General features: G+C 61.2%; 14 protein-coding genes. 8 read left to right on the forward strand and 6 right to left on the reverse strand.

Annotated features, from left to right (window positions below):
* Position 1: 1 nt before the first annotated feature.
* From FY528_RS14415 to FY528_RS14425, 3 genes are all read right to left on the reverse strand, one after another.
* Positions 2-763, reverse strand: a complete 762-nt coding sequence (locus tag FY528_RS14415) for a YdcF family protein (protein ID WP_149071733.1) — start codon at positions 761-763, stop codon at positions 2-4.
* A gap of 146 nt (positions 764-909) precedes the next feature.
* Entirely contained in the window at positions 910-1,266 is a 357-nt protein-coding gene (locus FY528_RS14420) for a thioredoxin family protein (RefSeq protein WP_149071734.1), read from the reverse strand.
* Positions 1,267-1,385: 119 nt separating this feature from the next.
* Positions 1,386-3,152 carry a DUF885 domain-containing protein gene (locus FY528_RS14425; protein ID WP_149071735.1) on the reverse strand — a complete coding sequence of 589 codons (1,767 nt, stop codon included), beginning with the start codon at positions 3,150-3,152 and terminating at the stop codon, positions 1,386-1,388.
* Positions 3,153-3,395: 243 nt separating this feature from the next.
* On the opposite strand from FY528_RS14425, the gene FY528_RS14430 reads away from it, so the two are divergent.
* The 8 genes from FY528_RS14430 to FY528_RS14460 all read left to right on the forward strand — a co-directional run bounded on the left by FY528_RS14430 (position 3,396) and on the right by FY528_RS14460 (position 14,312).
* Positions 3,396-5,048 carry a helix-turn-helix domain-containing protein gene (locus FY528_RS14430; RefSeq protein ID WP_187632131.1) on the forward strand — a complete coding sequence of 551 codons (1,653 nt, stop codon included), beginning with the start codon at positions 3,396-3,398 and terminating at the stop codon, positions 5,046-5,048.
* 246 nt (positions 5,049-5,294) lie between these two features.
* Positions 5,295-7,181, forward strand: a complete 1,887-nt coding sequence (locus FY528_RS14435) for a glycoside hydrolase family 13 protein (RefSeq protein WP_149071737.1) — start codon at positions 5,295-5,297, stop codon at positions 7,179-7,181.
* Between the two features lie 52 nt (positions 7,182-7,233).
* Positions 7,234-8,127, forward strand: a complete 894-nt coding sequence (locus FY528_RS14440; RefSeq protein ID WP_187632132.1) for a carbohydrate kinase family protein — start codon at positions 7,234-7,236, stop codon at positions 8,125-8,127.
* Positions 8,128-8,405: 278 nt separating this feature from the next.
* Positions 8,406-8,528: a hypothetical protein gene (locus tag FY528_RS21580; RefSeq protein WP_262384007.1), complete on the forward strand. Its 123-nt coding sequence runs from the start codon at positions 8,406-8,408 to the stop codon at positions 8,526-8,528.
* 54 nt (positions 8,529-8,582) lie between these two features.
* On the forward strand, positions 8,583-10,019 hold the full coding sequence (locus FY528_RS21585; protein ID WP_262384008.1) for a DNA/RNA non-specific endonuclease: 1,437 nt from the start codon (positions 8,583-8,585) through the stop codon (positions 10,017-10,019).
* A 261-nt stretch (positions 10,020-10,280) separates the two neighbouring features.
* The gene (locus FY528_RS14450) at positions 10,281-12,788 is read left to right on the forward strand and encodes a DUF5686 and carboxypeptidase-like regulatory domain-containing protein (protein WP_149071739.1); all 2,508 of its coding nucleotides are present in this window, start codon (positions 10,281-10,283) and stop codon (positions 12,786-12,788) included.
* Positions 12,789-13,007: 219 nt separating this feature from the next.
* On the forward strand, positions 13,008-13,166 hold the full coding sequence (locus FY528_RS14455) for a hypothetical protein (RefSeq protein ID WP_168683000.1): 159 nt from the start codon (positions 13,008-13,010) through the stop codon (positions 13,164-13,166).
* A 99-nt stretch (positions 13,167-13,265) separates the two neighbouring features.
* Positions 13,266-14,312 (forward strand): AI-2E family transporter, encoded by a 1,047-nt coding sequence (locus FY528_RS14460; protein ID WP_149071741.1) that lies wholly within the window; start codon positions 13,266-13,268, stop codon positions 14,310-14,312.
* Positions 14,313-14,370: 58 nt separating this feature from the next.
* On the opposite strand, the gene FY528_RS21745 is transcribed toward FY528_RS14460, so the two are convergent.
* The 3 genes from FY528_RS21745 to FY528_RS14475 form a co-directional block, all read right to left on the reverse strand.
* The gene (locus FY528_RS21745; protein ID WP_149071742.1) at positions 14,371-15,252 is read right to left on the reverse strand and encodes a nuclease A inhibitor family protein; all 882 of its coding nucleotides are present in this window, start codon (positions 15,250-15,252) and stop codon (positions 14,371-14,373) included.
* Between the two features lie 173 nt (positions 15,253-15,425).
* The gene (gene greA, locus FY528_RS14470) at positions 15,426-15,899 is read right to left on the reverse strand and encodes a transcription elongation factor GreA (RefSeq protein WP_149071743.1); all 474 of its coding nucleotides are present in this window, start codon (positions 15,897-15,899) and stop codon (positions 15,426-15,428) included.
* A gap of 192 nt (positions 15,900-16,091) precedes the next feature.
* Entirely contained in the window at positions 16,092-17,051 is a 960-nt protein-coding gene (locus FY528_RS14475; RefSeq protein WP_149071751.1) for an NAD(P)-dependent oxidoreductase, read from the reverse strand.
* Positions 17,052-17,373: the final 322 nt, after the last annotated feature.

Genomic DNA, 17,373 nt, shown 5'->3' on the forward strand with positions numbered 1-17,373 from the left:
GCTAACAGTACCCTAGGATTTTGTAAGTCAGGTAGCCGCTGATTTCGTGGAGCAGCCTAGTCCACTGCTCCAGGGCTTCAACCGAGGGAATAAGCCAGTAATCGGCCCAAAGACTGCGGTCGACGCTGTAGAAGGCGGCCGGAAACGGCGTAACGGGCAAGCCAGCCTGCTCAAAGCAGCCAATGGCCCGGCGCTGGTGAAAAGCCGAGGTCACCAGCACCAACGACTTGATATCGGGGTGGCGGGCCAGCAGCTCCTTGGTGAACAGGGCGTTTTCGCGGGTGTTGTGGCTCCTATCCTCCAACAGCACCGCCGACCGTGGCACCCCAGCCAGTTGCAGCAACACCAGCAGTTCCGCCGCTTCGGTGCGCTGGCCTTTCCGTAGGAGCAGGCTGCCGGAGCCCCCGGAAATAATGATGCGCCGGATGCGCCCGGCCCGGTACAGCCAAAGGGTGTGCATCAGACGGTCGGCACCTTCGGTGAGGTATACCCGGTCGTGAGGGGAGTGGCGCTGGTTGGTGATGCCCGTCAGGAGGACGCCGGCATCGTGCGGCGGCACGGCCGAAAGCGGTACGGCGGGCAGCTCCCAGGCCCGCATGGCTTCGTTGGCCAACGCCAGGTTGGTACCTACCAGCACCAAGGCCAGCAGCCCCCGGCGCCAGCGCCGCCGCCACTGGGGCCGCCAGTCAAATACGGCCGCCACGGCCAGCAGCACCAGCCACGCGGAGGGCAGCAGGGCAACGTACAGAAGTTTGGAAAGCACGAAGAACACGGCCGCGAAGCTACCGTGAAATGGTCTTCCCTGCTTCGCATGCCCCCCTCACCTACCGAAAAAACAGAAACAGCAGCGCCAAAGTAAGTACCACGGCCGCCAGGGCCACGAGGTCTTTGTGCAGGCGGGGCCGCACGCTAAGCTGCCTGGGGCTGGTAGTGGCGCAGCATTTCCAGCATGGCGCGCACTTGCGGCTCAGATGTGAGGGTGTCGCAGGTGAGCACCCGGCCCTGGCAATACGCCACGAAGAAGGGCGCAATCTTATCGGCCATCATTTTCTTGGCCACCGGATTCTGGTCGGAGTCGAGCCGCATAAAGAGGATATCCTCAAACTCGGCATCGTCGGCAAACTTGGCAAAGGCTGGAGCCAGCAGCTCACAAATGTCGCAGTTGCTGGAGGTGAACTTCACGAATACCTTCAAATGGTCGTGCACGTAGCGGCGCAGGCCTTCGTCGTTGGTATCCGTAATGCCCTGACGATTAGAAATGTTCATACAGCAACGATTTGAAAACGGCCCGCAACGGGCAGGACCACGCCGCAAGCAGACAATGCAAAGTCAGCAAGAATTCCCGCGCGGGCCAGTTTGATGCAAACGTGTGGGAATTCAGCAAGCTACAGACTGCGGGCCATCATTTGCCGGCTGTACTTCACCGGGGCGCTGCCGTAGCTAAGCAGTTGCTCGTGAAAGGCTTTCAGATTGAACTTCTGGCCCTGCCGCGTCCGGAGCTCATCGTGCAGATCCTGAATTTCGGTGGCGCCGGTGAAGTAGCTGCTCAGCTGCACCTGGCTGAGCGTGGCCCGCCGCCACTTGTTGCGGGCCTCGGCTTCTTCCTGAAATCCGTCGCGCAGGAGCATAGCCACGGCCTCTTGCTCGGGAATGTTGTCGACGTGCACGGCATGGTCTAGAATGGTGTTGAGCGTGACGCGCATGTTCCATTTATCCCACATCAGCCAGATTTCATCGGTGTTGCCGCCGTAGCCGCTTTCCAGCATCATACGCTCGGTATACACGGCCCAGCCTTCAATCATGGCTCCGTTGCCGAAAACCGACTTCACCAGGGACGGGCTGCGGTTGGCGTACACCAGCTGCGTGTAGTGGCCGGGAATGGCCTCGTGGATGTTCAGGATTTGCAGGGTATAGTCGTTGTATTCGCGCAGGTAGCTTTCGGCTTGGGCAGCGGGCTGCCCATCCAGGGGCTCCACGTTGTAGTAGGTGTTGGCGGCTTTGTCGTAAGGGCCGGGGGCCGAAATACTGGCGCCGGCTCCGCTGCCCCGCATATAGAGCGGCGTTTCCCGCACCACCAGAGGCTTGTCGGGGTCCTGGGTGAGCAGCTGGTGCTGATCCACCCACTGCACCAGGGTCGGGATCTGGTGCTTCACGGCCTGCACGAATCCGGCGGGCGTAGCGTGTTTCTCCGACAGCTTGCTGATCACCCGGCGCACCGTCAGCAGCGAGTCGGTGGGCGCGGGTTGGCCGGGAAAGTACTTGGGCCAGAGGCGGGCAGCGCGGGTTTTCATGTCGCGCAGCAGTTCTTGCTTGTGCACCAGGGCCTTTTGGTAGACCTCCTCGGCCGAGTTAGATGCCTGGATGTCGAGGGCAAACTTGCGGGTGAACAGGTTCTTGCCCAGGCGGAACGAGCGGAACTTGCCCGCTGGTAGCACATCCTGCCGCAAAAACCGCAGGTAGCTTTCAATGACGAGTTGCGTGGTGGCAATGCGCCCCAGCAGCTCCTTTTTCTCAGCAGCGCTAAGCCCCGATTTAGCTACCGAATCTTTGAGAGCCGGCCCGAAGACGGCCAGGCCACCCTCGTTTTGCAGAATGGCCAGTTGCGTGTGCTCCTTGGTTGGTTGCTTGATGTTGTCTTTGGCGGCTTCGTAGAAGTCGGCGGCGCGGTTTATTTTCTGGCTGATGGCCCGCAGGCGCCGGTCCAGAGGGTGGTAGCGGCCGTTCAGGATTTCGCCCACGGAAGCCCCCAGGTTGTAGTTGGCCGGGTTCCACTCCCAGTCGCGCAGGGTATCGGCGTAGAACCGGGCCGAGCTCAGGTGGTTTTCCAGCAGGTAGTAATCAGTTTGGTTATTTACCGACAGCTCCTTCACGCTAAAGGCCTGCAGCTCCTTGGTGCGGCGGGCCACAGCGGCGGCTTCCACCTGTCGGCGCGCCGGGTTAGGAATGAGCAGCACGGAGTCGTAGCGGTGGTAACCCTGGGAGCTGGCCCATTCGGGATTATAGTACCATAGTGAGTCGATGAAGCGCTGCTTGTAGGCATCGAAGGCCGCATCCGGGGTGGCTGCGGCTTTGGAAGACGAGGCAGAATCGGAAGAGCAGGCGCCAAGCGTGGTCAGGGCCAGGGCCGCGGCCAGAAGGTAAGAGTGGTTCATACGGATAAGCTACAGAGGCCACAAGGTAAGCGCCGGGGGCAGCACTTGGTACTTTCCCTGCACGTAACTATCGGCCCCAAGCGCGGCCGCAACAAGGGGGCTTCGCAAGGCGTCCGTTCGGGCCGGACGAGCGGCAGATTCCGGCGGCCAGCGGAAAGCTTGGGTTTCCGCGCTTACTTTACCTTCCCGCTTAACCAGCTCTACCCCGTGTTTGCCCGTCTTCGATTCGGTTTTTTTCTGGCGTTGCTCCTTTTGCTTTGGGGCGTGGGAGTGGCTGAGGCTGCGTTGCCTGGTGCCCCCGCTTCGCCGGCCGAACCCACCACGCGGCCAGTAGCCTACCATTTCGTGCTCACCAGCCTTCCTGCCAACACCCCCGCCGATGCAGCTTTGTACCTGGTGGGGTCGTTCAACAACTGGCAGCCAGCGGATGCCCGTTACCGGTTTCGCCGGCAGGCGAATGGGCTGTTTGCCCTTACCCTGCAGACCCACCTACCCCGGCTCGAATACAAAGTGTCGCGGGGAAGCTGGGCATCCATTGAGGGCAGCGGGCGCGGGCAGGTGCGGGCCAACCGCGTCGTGACGCGCCAGCAAGCCCAGGCCGGCGACGTAGAAGTGCGGGTGCAAAGCTGGGAGGACCTCACGGCTACTTTTCAGTTCTACTCGCTCTACGATTTGCTTCTGCTGTTTTCGTGCTTCCAGGGCGGGTTGCTGCTAGTGGCTATTCCGAGTATCCAGCAAGCCAACCGGGCCGCCAACCGCTGGCTGCTGTGGCTGCTGGGGCTGAGCGCCGGTGCTACCCTGCTCACGGTAGTAAGCAGCGACCGGGCCGTGGCCAATGCCTACCCGCAGCTTACGCTGGTGCCCGACTTTATTTGGTTTCTCTACGGCCCGCTGTTCTACTGCTACATCCGAAGGCTGCTGTTTAATGAGGCCCAGTCGCGGCGCAAGTGGCTGTACTTCGTGCCCTCGGCCCTGCAGCTGCTGGGGTACCTGCCCTATTTTCTGCTCGACAGCTACGAGTTTCAGCTCCGGCTGGTCAGCCATGAGCCCATGCTACGCGGTGTGCTGCTGCTGACCGGGGTGGCGGCCCTGCTCACTAGCGGGGCCTACTGGCTGGCCTGCCGCCGCACCATCCAGGCCTATACCCGGCAGTACGAAGCCAGCGTGTCGTACGCCCAGAACCTGCGTTACCTCTCCACGGTGCTGGGCATTCAGGCCGTATGCCTGGTATTGTGGGCTTTTCTGTTTGGGGTGGTGCTGGCCAGCCGCTGGGTAGCTTTCGACGTGTACTCCCTGGCAGCCCGCAACCTGGATTTGATCTGGCTGGTGTTTTCTACGCTGCCCTATTTCCTGGGCTACGTGGTCTTGCATCAGCCCCAGATTTTCCGGCTGGTGCCCGCTCCCGCCGCTCCTGAGCTGGAAGCGGAGGCAGCGTCTATCCTCAGCCCACCTACCCCCGCACCGCTTCCGGAAGTTGCGGCGGCTAAGGTGCCAGTTGCGGATCTGCCCGCCGCTCCGCGCCCGGCCCGCCCGCCCGGCGCCATGCCGGACCTTGCTGCCGCTCAGGCCGCCGTGACCAGCTACATGCGGCAGCACAAGCCCTACCTCAACCCCAGCCTCACAATTCATGAGCTGGCCGGGGGCGTGCAGCTGCCGCCGCACGTGCTGTCTAAAGTCATCAACGAGGGCTTCGGCCAGAACTTCTTCGACTTTGTGAATGCCTACCGGGTGGAGGAGTTTAAGCAGCTGATGGCCACGCCGCGCGCCCAGCAGTACACCCTGCTGGCCCTGGCCCTGGAAGTGGGCTTCAACTCGAAGTCGGCCTTCAACCGCGCCTTCAAAAAGCAAACCGACCAAACCCCGCGCGAGTATTTCAGCGGCATCCGCGAGGAGTAGAGTCGGGCACAAGGTCCCACTTTCGGAAAAGGATCCTGATTATTTAGCATCTAAGCATTTTTATATCAGTTAGTTAATTTATTGACACTGGACACATAGGGGCGGCGTAGCAAAGTGGGGCGCGCCCGGGCAGGCAGAAGTTGATGTTTACCAAACCAATTCGGCGCGGCCCTGGCTGGCCGAGGCGGGACGTACTCATTTTCCCACTTGGCGGCCATTGGTGCCGCCTTGCTATTCCCCATTTTCATGCCCTTTCCCAAACTGCTCTTTGTGCTGCTACTCGTCAGCAGCCACCTCACTGCCTTGGCTACGGCCCCCGCGCCCCGCCCCTTACCCATCACCCGCATCGACCCCACGTTCTGGTGGGTGGGCATGAAAAACCCCCAGCTGCAGCTACTGGTGCACGGCCCCGGTATTGCCAGCAGCCAGGTACAGCTGGCCACCTATGAAGGTGTGACGCTGGACGGGTTTCAGAAGCTGGAAAGTCCCAACTACCTGCTCGTCAACCTCACCATCAGCCCCACCGCCAGGCCCGGCAAGCTCAAGCTGGAGTTCAAGGGGGCAAAGAAAGCGACCTACGAATATGAGCTGCGCCAGCGCACTACGCCCGGCGACAAAACCAAAGTGCAGGGCATCAGCAGTGCCGACTTCATTTACCTGCTCATGCCCGACCGGTTTGCCAACGGCGACCCCAGCAACGACGTGGTGAAGGGCAACCGCGCCCCCGGCTTGGCCCGCGACTCCATGTACGCCCGCCACGGCGGCGACCTGCGGGGTATTGAGCAGCACTTCGACTACCTCAAGGACTTGGGCGTGACGGCCATCTGGCCGACCCCGGTGGTTGACAATAACATGCCCAGGACCGGCTACCACGGCTACGCCCTCACCGATTACTACCAGGTAGACCCGCACTACGGTACCAATGAGGACTACGTGCGCTTTGTGCAGCGGGCCCACCAGCAGGGTCTCAAGGTGATTCACGACGTGGTGCTCAACCACATCGGCAGCTACCACTACCTCTGGCTCGACCAGCCGGCCAAAGACTGGTTTCACCAGTGGCCCCAGTTCACGCGCGGCAACTACCGCAACGGCACGGTAAACGACCCGCACGGGGCCGCCCAGGACCGCACGCTCTTCAGCACCACCTGGTTTGATACGACCATGCCCGACCTGGCCCAGGAAAACCCGCTAGTAGCCACTTACCTCATCCAGAATTTCTTGTGGTGGGTGGAGTACACGGGCCTGGATGGCTACCGCGTGGATACCTACACCTATTCCGACCCGGGGTTTCTGATGCAGTGGGGACAGGCCATTCTGGCGGAATACCCGCAGCTGGGCATGTTTGGCGAAACCTGGATGCAGGAAACCGAGGGCGTAGCTCAGCAGGCTTTCTGGACGCGCAACGTGTTTCCGCCCGTGGGCGGCTTTAAAAGCAACCTGCCCGGGGCCATCGACTTTATTTTGCGCCAGGCCCTGCTCGAAAGCCTGACCAAACCCACCGGGTACGCCGAGGGCGTGGCCAAGCTCTACTACGCCGTGCAGGGCGACTGGATGTACGAGGATGCCAGCCGCAACGTCATTTTCCTGGATAACCACGACGTAGACCGGGTATTTTCGGTGCTGGGCGAGGACGTGCGCAAGCAGAAAATGGCCCTGGCCTGGCTGCTTACTGAGCGGGGCATTCCGCAGCTGTACTACGGCACCGAGGTGCTGATGAAGAACTTCAGCCGCCCCGACGGGCTGTTGCGGGAAGACTTCCCCGGTGGCTGGGCTACCGACCCGAAAAATGCCTTCACAGCGGCGGGCCGCACCCCGGCTCAGCAGGACATGCACGCCTACGTGCGCAAGCTGGCCAACTACCGCAAAACCCACCCGGTGCTGCAAACCGGCCAGCTCACCCACTTCATCCCGGAAGATGGCGTGTATACGTATTTCCGCCACGATGCCCAGGGCCGCGCGGTGCTGGTGATGCTGAACTGCAACGCCACCGCCAAAACAGTTTCGCTCCAGCGCTTTGCCGAACGCCTGCAGGGCTATACCTCGGCCCAGGACGTGCTGACGGATGCCGTGGTGCCGAACCTGCAAACGGCCAACGTGCCGGCTTACACCGCGTTGGTATGGGAGCTGCGCTAAGTACATTGGTTGGCCTGCTGCGGTTTTCCATCACCTTCTTCTTTGCTCTGTGATGCACACCCTCATCCTGGGAGGTACTACCTTCGACCATATCGTAACGCTGCCCGAGCTGCCGGGCCCGCAGCCGCAGACCATTCACCGGGCGCCCTTCCATGAAGGCACGGGCTCCACCGGGGCCGGCAAAGCCCTGCCTCTAACCAGGCTGGGCGTACCCAATGTGCTGTACTCGGCCGTGGGCGACGATGCCTACGGCCACCACATCCAGGCCGATTTGCTGGCGCAGGGCGTAACAGCGCACTACGTAACGGACCCAGCCGGCACCGAGCGGCACGTGAACCTGATGGATGCCCAGGGCCAGCGGATTTCTATGTTCATTACCCAGGCCTCCCCTACGCTGCCCTTCGACCACGCCGTAGTGGCGGGCCTACTCAAGACCAGCGGGTGCGTGGTGCTGAACATCATTCCGTACTGCCTGCCGCTGATTCCGCTATTACAGGACTATCCGCATCCCATCTGGACCGACCTGCACGACTACGACGGCCACAACCCCTACCACCAGCCCTTTATTGCCGCGGCCCAGTACCTCCACCTCAGCTCCGACAACCTACTGGACTACCGCTCCGTGATGGAGCAGCTGCGGTCGGTTGGTAAGCGCCTGGTGGTGTGCACCCACGGTGCGGCGGGGGCTACCCTGCTTACGGCTGAAGGCCAGTGGCTGGAGCAGGCCGCCGTGCCTGCCCCCGCCGTGGTCGACAGCAACGGGGCCGGCGACAATTTCTTTGCCGGCTTCCTCTACGGTTTTCTGCGCGAGGAGCCCTTGCAAAAATGCCTGCAGTACGGCGCCTTATGCGGAAGCTGGTGCGTGGGTGCCTTGGGTTTGGTAGACGCGCAGCTGAGCAGTTCCCGGCTGGAGGAAGCCTGGCGCCAACACTTCGGCCCTGCCTAGTACAACGGAGCTGCCTCCATTCACCGGTGCCCACAGTGCCGCCTCCTGGGTGGGGTTGTGGGCACCGGTATTTCGTAGCCGCACAGCCTAATCAGGCACTAAGCGCCCTGCCGGGCGTTATTTTCCGGCAGATACTTCGTAAGTAAACCATTGATTTTCATAACTATCCTTCATTCATCCTACAGAATACTTACTTTTTTTTCTAAGGCAGGCATCCTTTTCCCGGTTGGCTGACTCTTAATTCTCAGTAACCCGTTCTGATTGCCCTTTTCTGAGCTATGCTTAAGTCATTTCCTTCCGATTGCGCTTCCCTCGAACAGCAAATGCAGCTGGTTTCCCGCATTGTGCGGGTCTGGATGGTTGTGGGCGCCGGCCTGCTTACCCTGGCCATCTTCGTGTAGCGCCCGTGGCGGTGGAGCTGTTACTTTTGCAGCGTCCAAACCCCCTTCTGCGTGATGCGCTTTTTCCTGCTCCCGGTTGCCCTGCTGCTCAGTGCAGCCGCTGCCTGCTCCTCCCAGCCCGCCGAAACGGCCGACCGGCCTGAACTTCCGGCTGCGCAAAGCCAAATGGCCCCGGCTACTGTACGGGAAACCTTTGAGCAGGGCCAGAAAGGCTCTTACGCGGAGGGCGACGAAACGCTGGCTTCCGGCTCCTGGCACTTTACCGAGGCCCTGATCGGCTCCGCCGACCAGGACCACAAGCGCGGCAAGCAGGCCGTGCGCCTCCGGGCCCAGGGCCGCTTGCGCATGAACTTCGATGCCCCGGCCGGCCTGCGCCGCATTCAGGTGAGTGCCGCCGCCTACGGCTTGGATGCCGCCAGCACCTGGGAGCTGTGGGGCAGCGTGGACGGGGGCCGTACGTACCGGCGCATGGGGCAACCCGTGCGCACCCAGGGTCCCCGCTTGGTCACCACATCGTTTGAGGGAACTACCTCCACGCCCCTGCGCCTGGAAATCCGCAAAACCGACGCTGGCACCGCCCGCCTCAACATCGACGATGTCGCCCTCAGCGCTACGCCCGCCCCCGGCAGCATGGTCAGCACGCCCGGCCCTGTTCCCCCGGTCAGCTCCCGCGCCGGAACGTCTGCGCTGCCGCCTGCCCAAACAGCCCAGGCCGAAGCCATTGTGACGCGCCGGGACGAAAACCTGGCCTTGGGCAACCCCAGCGGCGCAACGGCCAGCCTGGCTACTCCTACCAACTACCTGCTGGTGAAGCCCCAGTACACGCTCAGCTACAACGCCCAGCGCGGTACACCCACCTGGGTGAGCTGGCACCTCAACCGGGCCTGGATGGGCGAAGCCCCGCGGCAGGACGACTTCCGCCCCGACCCTGCCCTTCCCCGCGAGTTTTACCAGGTGACGCCCCGCTCGTATGCGGGCTCGGGCTTCGACCGGGGCCACAACTGTCCCTCGGCCGACCGGACCACGGACCTGGATGACAACTCCGCCACGTTCCTGATGACGAACATGATACCTCAGGCCGGCCACAACAACCAGCGCACCTGGAGCGGGCTGGAAGAATGGACCCGGACCCAGGTGGCCCAGGGGCAGGAGGTATACGTAGTCATGGGCAGCTACGGCAAAGGCGGCACCGGCACGGCCGGCCCCCGCACCACCCTCGATAACGGCCGGGTAACCGTGCCCGCCCGGGTGTGGAAGGTGCTGGTGATATTACCCGAAGGCAGCAACGACCTGCAGCGCATTGCGGCGGGCCAGGCCCGCGTGGTAGCCGTCGACACTCCCAACGACCAGGAAGTAAGCCCCGACTGGAGCCGCTACCGCGTGAGTGTGGATGCCATTGAAGCCGCCACGGGCCTCGATCTGCTAAGTGCTCTGCCCCGCACCTGGCAGGAACAGGCCGAAGCCCGGGTTGATACTGGTGTTATTCGGTAGCCATTTTGAACTATTACGCTATTTAAACCATCTAAATCGTTTGCGGAAAACTCTTTTTCACCCAGGCGGTTGGTGTAAATCAATGTTACACAGCCCCTGCGAATGCCCCTGGATTAGTTAGTAACTTGTCATACCATAGGTTGAAAACCTATGCCTATAGCCGCCTATCATTCAGGTTTTTATTAATCATTTGCAGCAGAAATAAAGTAAACAGCGGAACTTTGCGACTACCTTTGCAAAGTATTGGAGGAGTTTAGGCGCATGAAAAAAGTATTACTGCTGGTAGTGTTGATGCTTGGAATCGGGCTAACCGGTTCCCAGGCTCAACAAATTGTATTTAGCGGGCACGTAACAGAGGCTAAGACCGGGCAGGCAGTTCCCTTCGCCTCTATCTTTGTTCGCGGCACCAGCCTGGGCATTACGGCTAACGAAGAAGGGTATTTTCAGCTGACAATTAACCGCAGCATCGACTCCCTATCGGCGGGGGCGGTGGGATTCCGACCCTTGAGCCGGGCCGTCAGCAAAGCGCCCCGCCAGACGGTCAACTTTGCCCTGCCCAGCAGCAGCGTTTCCCTGGGCGAAGTGGTGGTGCACGCGGGGGAAAACCCGGCGTTTGCGGTGCTGCGCAAGGTGCAGGCCCACAAAAAGCAGAACGACAAGGCCCAGCTGGAGGCCTTTGAGTTCGACTCCTATAACCGAATAGAGGTTTCCCTCTCAGATGTGACGGACCGGCTGGCCCGCCAGAAGGTTATCCGGGACATGACCTCCGTGGCCCAGGGCGTAGGCGAAATGGAACGGAATGCCAGCGGCAAGCCCACCGTGCCGGTATTTGCCTCCGAGGTGTTGTCGCGCTATTACGTGCGGCAGCGACCCAAGCGGGAGCGGGAGGAAATCAAGCACTCCCAGCTGCACGGCGTGGCCCCGCGCGACGGCTCGGTGTTGTCGCAGGTGCTGGGCTCTTCGTTTCAGGACTACGACTTCTACCCCAACTGGCAGATCGTGATGGGCAAGGACTTTGTCTCGCCCATTGCCGACGGCTGGCGCATCACCTACGATTACGACCTGGAAGACTCGGTGTACGTGGGCAAGGACCGCTGCTATCAGCTGAAGGTGTGGCCCCGCCGAGCCCAGGACCTGGCATTTACCGGGCGCATCTGGATTACCATGGACTCCTACGCCCTGCGGCGGGTGGATCTGAGCGTGGACCCCAAGGCCAACATCAACTTCGTCGACCAGATTCGGGTGTTTCAGGATTTGGCGCCCAGCTCGGCGGGGCCCTGGCTGCCGCTGCGTACCCGCGTGGTAGTAGGCCTGAAGCCCACCAAAAAGCAAACCGGCCTGCTGGTGCGCTTCAACACCACCAACTCTAACTTCGCCACCAACCAACCCCACGAAGCCAAGTTCTACGACCAGCCCTTTGCCTCCGCCCCCGATGCCCTGGAAATTCCGGCCGGCTTCTGGGAGCAGCACCGGCCCGACACCCTCTCGGCCCAGGAAGTCCGCACCCTCACCGCCCTCGACTCGGTGGGTAAGCTGCGCTCGGTACGCTCGGCCTTGGAGCTGGCCGACCTGCTGGTGACGGGCTACAAGCAGGTGGGCAAGTTTGAGCTGGGCCCCGTACCCAGCGTCTTTACCTACAACAACGTAGAGGGCGGCCGCATCCAGGTGGGTTTCCGCACCAGCGGCGACCTAAACCCCAACTGGTTTGTGCGCACCTACGCGGCCTACGGCACCAAGGACAAGGACCTCAAGTATGGCGTCACGGGCTACCGCGTCCTCAACCGCCCCAACTGGACGCTGCTGGGGTTTGAGAGCAGCCACGACGTGGACCAGGTGGCCCTGCTCGATAATGGGTACGCCATTGAAAACCCACTGTTCGACGCGGCTGTGCGCTTTGGCAACATCAAGCCGGGCCGGCCGCTTTGGCGCCAAGTAACCGGCTTTTCGGGCCAGACGGACCTGTTCCACGGCTTTACGCAGAAGCTTACGCTCCGGCATCAGCGCTTCGACCCGCTCTACGACTTTGCCTACTACACCAGCGCTGACCATCAGCCCGGGGCTCCAACCGCCGACAAGTTCGCGCTTTCGGAGGTTATCCTGGAGTCGCGCTACGCTCCGGACGAAACGCTGATTCAGAACAAGAACCGGCGCTACGCCGTGGGCCTGGCCAAGTGGCCAGTGTTTACGCTGCGCTATACCCGGGGCTTCAACGGCGTGCTGGGCAGCGACTTTGCCTATCACAAGTTCAACCTGCTGGTTACCCACAGCCTGCAGCTGGGCCAACTCGGGCGTACCGAGTACATCGTGGACGCCGGCTACATCCCTAGCACCATTCCCTACCCCGTGCTGAAAAGCCACCTTGGCAATGAGTCGCCCATTTACACCACCAGCGCCTACAACCTGATGCGCTACTTCGAGTTTGTGAGCGACCGGTACGCTTCCCTGCACTTCGAGCACTACTTCGAGGGGCTGTTTATCAACTCCGTGCCCCTGCTCAAAAAGCTCGACTGGCGCCTGCTGGCATCGGGCAACGTGCTGTACGGGGGTGTAAGTCAGGCCAACCGCAACGCCACCCCGCTGGTTGACGAAAACGGCGCAGCCCTGCCTACCTTCCGGCCATTGGGTACGGCGCCCTACGTGGAACTGGGGTACGGCGTGGAAAACATCTTCAAGATTCTGCGCGTCGACTTCATTCACCGGCTCACTTATCGGGACCCGCCGGGGGCCAAAAGCTTTGGCGTGAAGGTGTGCGCGCAGTTCAAGCTCTAAGCTTCTTACTTAAGCTCATATTTGGCCTCTGCCTGGGTTAGCCGGGCAGAGGCCTTTTTGTCTTAGCGGCCATCCGCTTAGCTCGCGGTTAAAAGGTAGTTCTTGATTCCAATCAAGAAAATGGCTTACGGGGCGGGCTAGTTTTGACCTCGTCAACTGCCCGTGCTTATGCCCTTCCTCCGCCGTTTTCGCTTGCCATCTTTGGTTGTGCCACCTAGCTTGGCGCCACGTGAAATTCAGCTTGCCCGTGGGCATCTGTCGCCGCGGGCTACCGAGCTGCTGCTATGGGAGCGGCGGGTCAGCCGCCTGTTCTGGATGGTTACGGGCGCGCTGGGGATGGCCCTGGCCGTGCACGGGGTAGCGGCGGGGGCGTTGTAGAGCATTACGCTTCCCAGCCAGCAGAAAGTCTTTTTGAGCGGCACCTTATTGTGAAGGCATTGCTGGTAATTTGCCGGCGTCTTCCCTCCCACTCCTGCTATGGCTTCTTCCGACAACATCTACACCGCCCGTCAGCAGTACGTGCTCCTGATTCTGTGTTTGATTGGGCTGGCCACGCTGATTCTGATTGGGCTAGGCAGCTACATCACGGCCTTTCTGGGGGCGGGTATCCTGTATGTAGTGCTCCGGCCCTGGTTTACGGCCCTGGTGCACCGGCGGGGGTGGCATCCGCAGCTGGTCACGACCGGGCTGCTCACCTTTGCTTTCGTGGTCATCATCCTGCCCTTTACGGCCCTTACGCTGATGCTCGTCAGCCGCATCCGCGCTTACGCCCAGGACACCAGCCAGATCATGGCCGTGCTGCATAAAATCGAGCAAAAAGCTGGCTACGCCCTCACCACCGAGCAGAATGTGCGCAGCCTGGTGCAGCAAAGCGTCAGTTGGCTTAGCCAGCGCATTCCGTCCCTGGCCTCGGGCCTGCTGCACTTTGCCGTTGTTATCGGGTTGATGCTGTTCACCCTGTACTTTATGTACACCCAGGAGGCCGGCTTTCTGCGAGGACTGCGGCGCTACCTGCCCTTTCGGCCCAATACCCTGCACGAGTTGGGTGACTCCTTGAAAAACAACGTGCAGGCCAACGTTATCGGTCAGGCCCTGATTTCCCTGGTGCAAGCCCTGCTCTCGGGCCTCACGCTCTGGATATTTGGGGTGCCGGATGCTTTGTTCTGGGGCGTGGTCAGCTTTTTCATGGCCTTTATTCCCGTGCTGGGCACACCCCTGGTGTGGGGGCCGGCGGCTATTATCAAACTGTCTCAGGGCTACACGGGCCAGGGCGTGGGTATTCTGCTGGTGGGCGTCATCGTGATTATGAACATCGACAACCTGCTGCGCATTCTGCTGGCCCGGCGCATCGGCAATATCCATCCGCTTATCACGCTGGCGGGCGTGGTGCTGGGCGTCGAAATCTTTGGGATTCTGGGCCTGGTGCTCGGCCCGCTGCTGCTCTCCTACTTTATTGTGCTGATCCGGGTGTTTGAGCGCGAGAACCGGATTCGGCGGCGGCGCCTGCCGACAAGGCCGCAGTAAAACGCAGTCAGCAGGCTAAGCTACCGTGGCTTATGCTCTCAGCAGTTGCTACGCCTCATCAGGTTTCGGTGAGTACAGTTTTGAAGCCAGCCAGCTGGCCGCTCTCCGTCTTGCCCAGCACCAGTACCTGCACCTGCGGCCCACTGCCCAGGCGGTATACCTGCACATCTTCCAGTTCCTGCTTCAGGTACATCTGCAGCGCCTTGAAGCGGTTGGCCAGGGCCGCATCGCCCAGCACGCCATCGTCGGCGGTGTGGTTGCGCAGAAAATACGTCAGCTCCTGCTTTTCCACGCGGGTTTCGGCGGGCAGCCCGGCCAACTGCGCCAGCGTCGCGTCGGTGAGCTTACCGGCGGGAGCGGCATAGCTGACAGCTTCCAGCGGCGCTTCCGACTCGCTGATAAACTGTAGGCCCTGGGTAAGCTGCCGCAGCTGCGTCAGGGAGGCATCGGTCGTGGCGGAACCGGTAGCATCAGCAGCTGGGGTTTCGGTGGTTTCCCGCTCGCCCTTAGCCGATGAATGGGCGGAAGCCGCTTCTCCGGCCGCGGCGGGCACCTGCCCGGCAATGGCGGCGGCTAGCTCCTGCATCCGGGCTTCGGCCACCTTGATCTTGGGATTGGCGAAGTTCATGTCCGAGACGTGCTTCATCGGAATCAGGTGAATGTGGGCGTGAGGCACTTCCAGCCCTATTACGGCTACCCCCACGCGCTTGCACGGCACGGCGGCTCCCACGCCTTTGGCTACGCGCTGGGCAAACAGGTGCAAAGCGGCTAACTCCGCGGCGGGCAGGTCAAAAATGTAATCCACTTCCCGCTTCGGAATAACGAGGGTATGGCCTTCTACTAATGGGGTAATGTCGAGGAAAGCCAGATGGTGTTCGTCTTCGGCCACTTTATAGGCGGGCAGCTCACCGGCCACAATTCGGGAAAAGATAGAAGCCATATGCAGAGGAAAAGATGAGGTGAACGGACAGGGCCATTACCGCAGCAACGGGCCCGGGCCAAAGTAAGGCAAAAAATAAAGCGACCAAGCCTTGGGCTTAGTCGCTTTACGGGTTTCATTGTTGCTCCGGCTGCCCCGGCAGCTACACAGCTACCAAGGCTTCAAGGGCGTATCTAGCGGCTGATTTCGAGGATTTCAAACTGCAGCTTGCCGGCCGGCACGGTAATTTCGGCTGTATCGCCGGCCGATTTGCCCAGGAGCCCTTTGCCGATAGGTGACTTCACGGAGATTTTGCCAGCGGCCAGGTTGGCCTCCTCTTCAGCTACCAGTGTGTAGTCCAGCACCATGTTGTTCTTCAGGTTCTTGAGCTTCACTTTGCTCATGATGAGCACCTTGCTGGTGTCCAGGTTCGACTCATCCAGCACGCGCGCATTCCCCACAATTTCTTCGAGCTTGGAAATCTTCAGCTCCAGCAGGCCCTGCGCTTCTTTTGCGGCATCATACTCGGCATTTTCGCTTAGGTCCCCTTTGTCGCGCGCCTCACGCAGATCCTCGGCGGCTTTGGCGCGGCCCCGGATTTTGAGGTCCTGCAGCTCGTCCTTTAGCTTTTGCAGGCCTTCGGGAGTATAGTAATTTATGGTTGCCATGGTAGGGTGATGGTAAGCTCAAAAAACAAGGAGAACGGCCAGCGTGGCTGGCCGTTCTCCCCCAACAGGTTTAGGCAAATATACGAAGCCGGCGCGAATAGTGCTAAGCCCTCGTTGCCGCCCCGGGCGCCGAGCCGCAAACGGTCAGGTTACCAGCTGAGCGGTTATCGGCACGCAATTCAGGCTAAAAAGCTACTGGTTGGCCGCTGAGCGGCTGGCAAGGAATGCCTGAATCTTAGCAGCCAGCACCTGATTGATGCGCTCATAGGATTGGTACGACCACCCGCCCACGTGTGGCGACAATACCACGTTGGGCGCAGCCGCCAAAAAGTCGAACCGGGCCTGCTGCTCCGGGGTGAGCGTGGTCAGCTTTTCATTTTCCAGCACATCCAGCGCGGCCCCCAGCACCCGCCCCGACTTGAGCTCCTGCACCAAGGCCGCGTGGTCCAGCACCTCTCCCCGGGCCGTGTTCAGCAGCCAGATGGGGTTGCGGAAGCCCTGCAGCAAAGTGGAACCAATGAAGTGGTGGTTGGCCGCCGAATACGGGATGTGCAGGCTCAGCACCTGGGCGCGGGCCTGCAGCTCGGCCAGGGAAACGGGCGTGGCGTAGTGGCCGTAGTCACAGGCAGAGTCGTGGTCGTAGGCCAGCACGGTGCAGCCGAAGGCAGCGAGGCGGCGCGCAAAAGCCTTGCCCATGTGCCCGCACCCGATGAGACCCACAGTTTTGCCCCCCAGCTCTTCGCCCCGGTTAGCCTCGCGCCGCCATTGCCCGGTCTGCACCTCCTGGTGGGCGCGGGGGATGTGGCGCAACAGGGCCAGTAGCAGCCCAATGGCGTACTCGCCCACGGCATCACGGTTGCCTTCGGGCGCGTTCAGCAGCGTGATGCCGGCCGCCGCCAACGCTGCCTCATCAATATTATCGACGCCGGCCCCCGCCCGGGCCACGTAGCGCAGGTACGGGCCGTGGCTGAGCAGCCCGGCCGTGATGCGCAGCTTGGAACGCACCATGAGCCCGTCGTAGGGGTGCGCGGCCAGGGCAGCCGGCACTTCGGCCGCCGTCAGATCGGGCCGGTAGTGCATTTCCACCCCGGCCTCCCGCAGGTAGTCGGGCAAGCTGGGGTGCATGTCGTCGATGACGAGGCAGAGGGACATAGTTGATTTCATTGCCACAAATGAGCTATTGCCTCTCCTCGGCAGGATACTTTTTTTTCAACAAGCGGAGTGCGGTAGTACACAGAGCGGCAACTACAACTGTCCATAACCATGACTCAGAGATTGACATTTCCAGTTTATGACCGTTACGTTGAAGAGAAACTAGCACAACCGCGCCAAGCAGGAAAAGAAAGCTTTCTACTAGAGAGTGTGGACAGTCAGCGCATCCAATCCAGGGCGGCGAGCAGGTGAGCGACGGCTAAAAAAGAGGCGGCGGTTTTCTCGTAGCGGGTGGCCAAGCCTCGCGCTTCTTTGAGCCGGC

It is taken from the genome of Hymenobacter lutimineralis (genome assembly GCF_008271285.1).
Classification (GTDB): Bacteria; Bacteroidota; Bacteroidia; order Cytophagales; family Hymenobacteraceae; genus Hymenobacter; species Hymenobacter lutimineralis.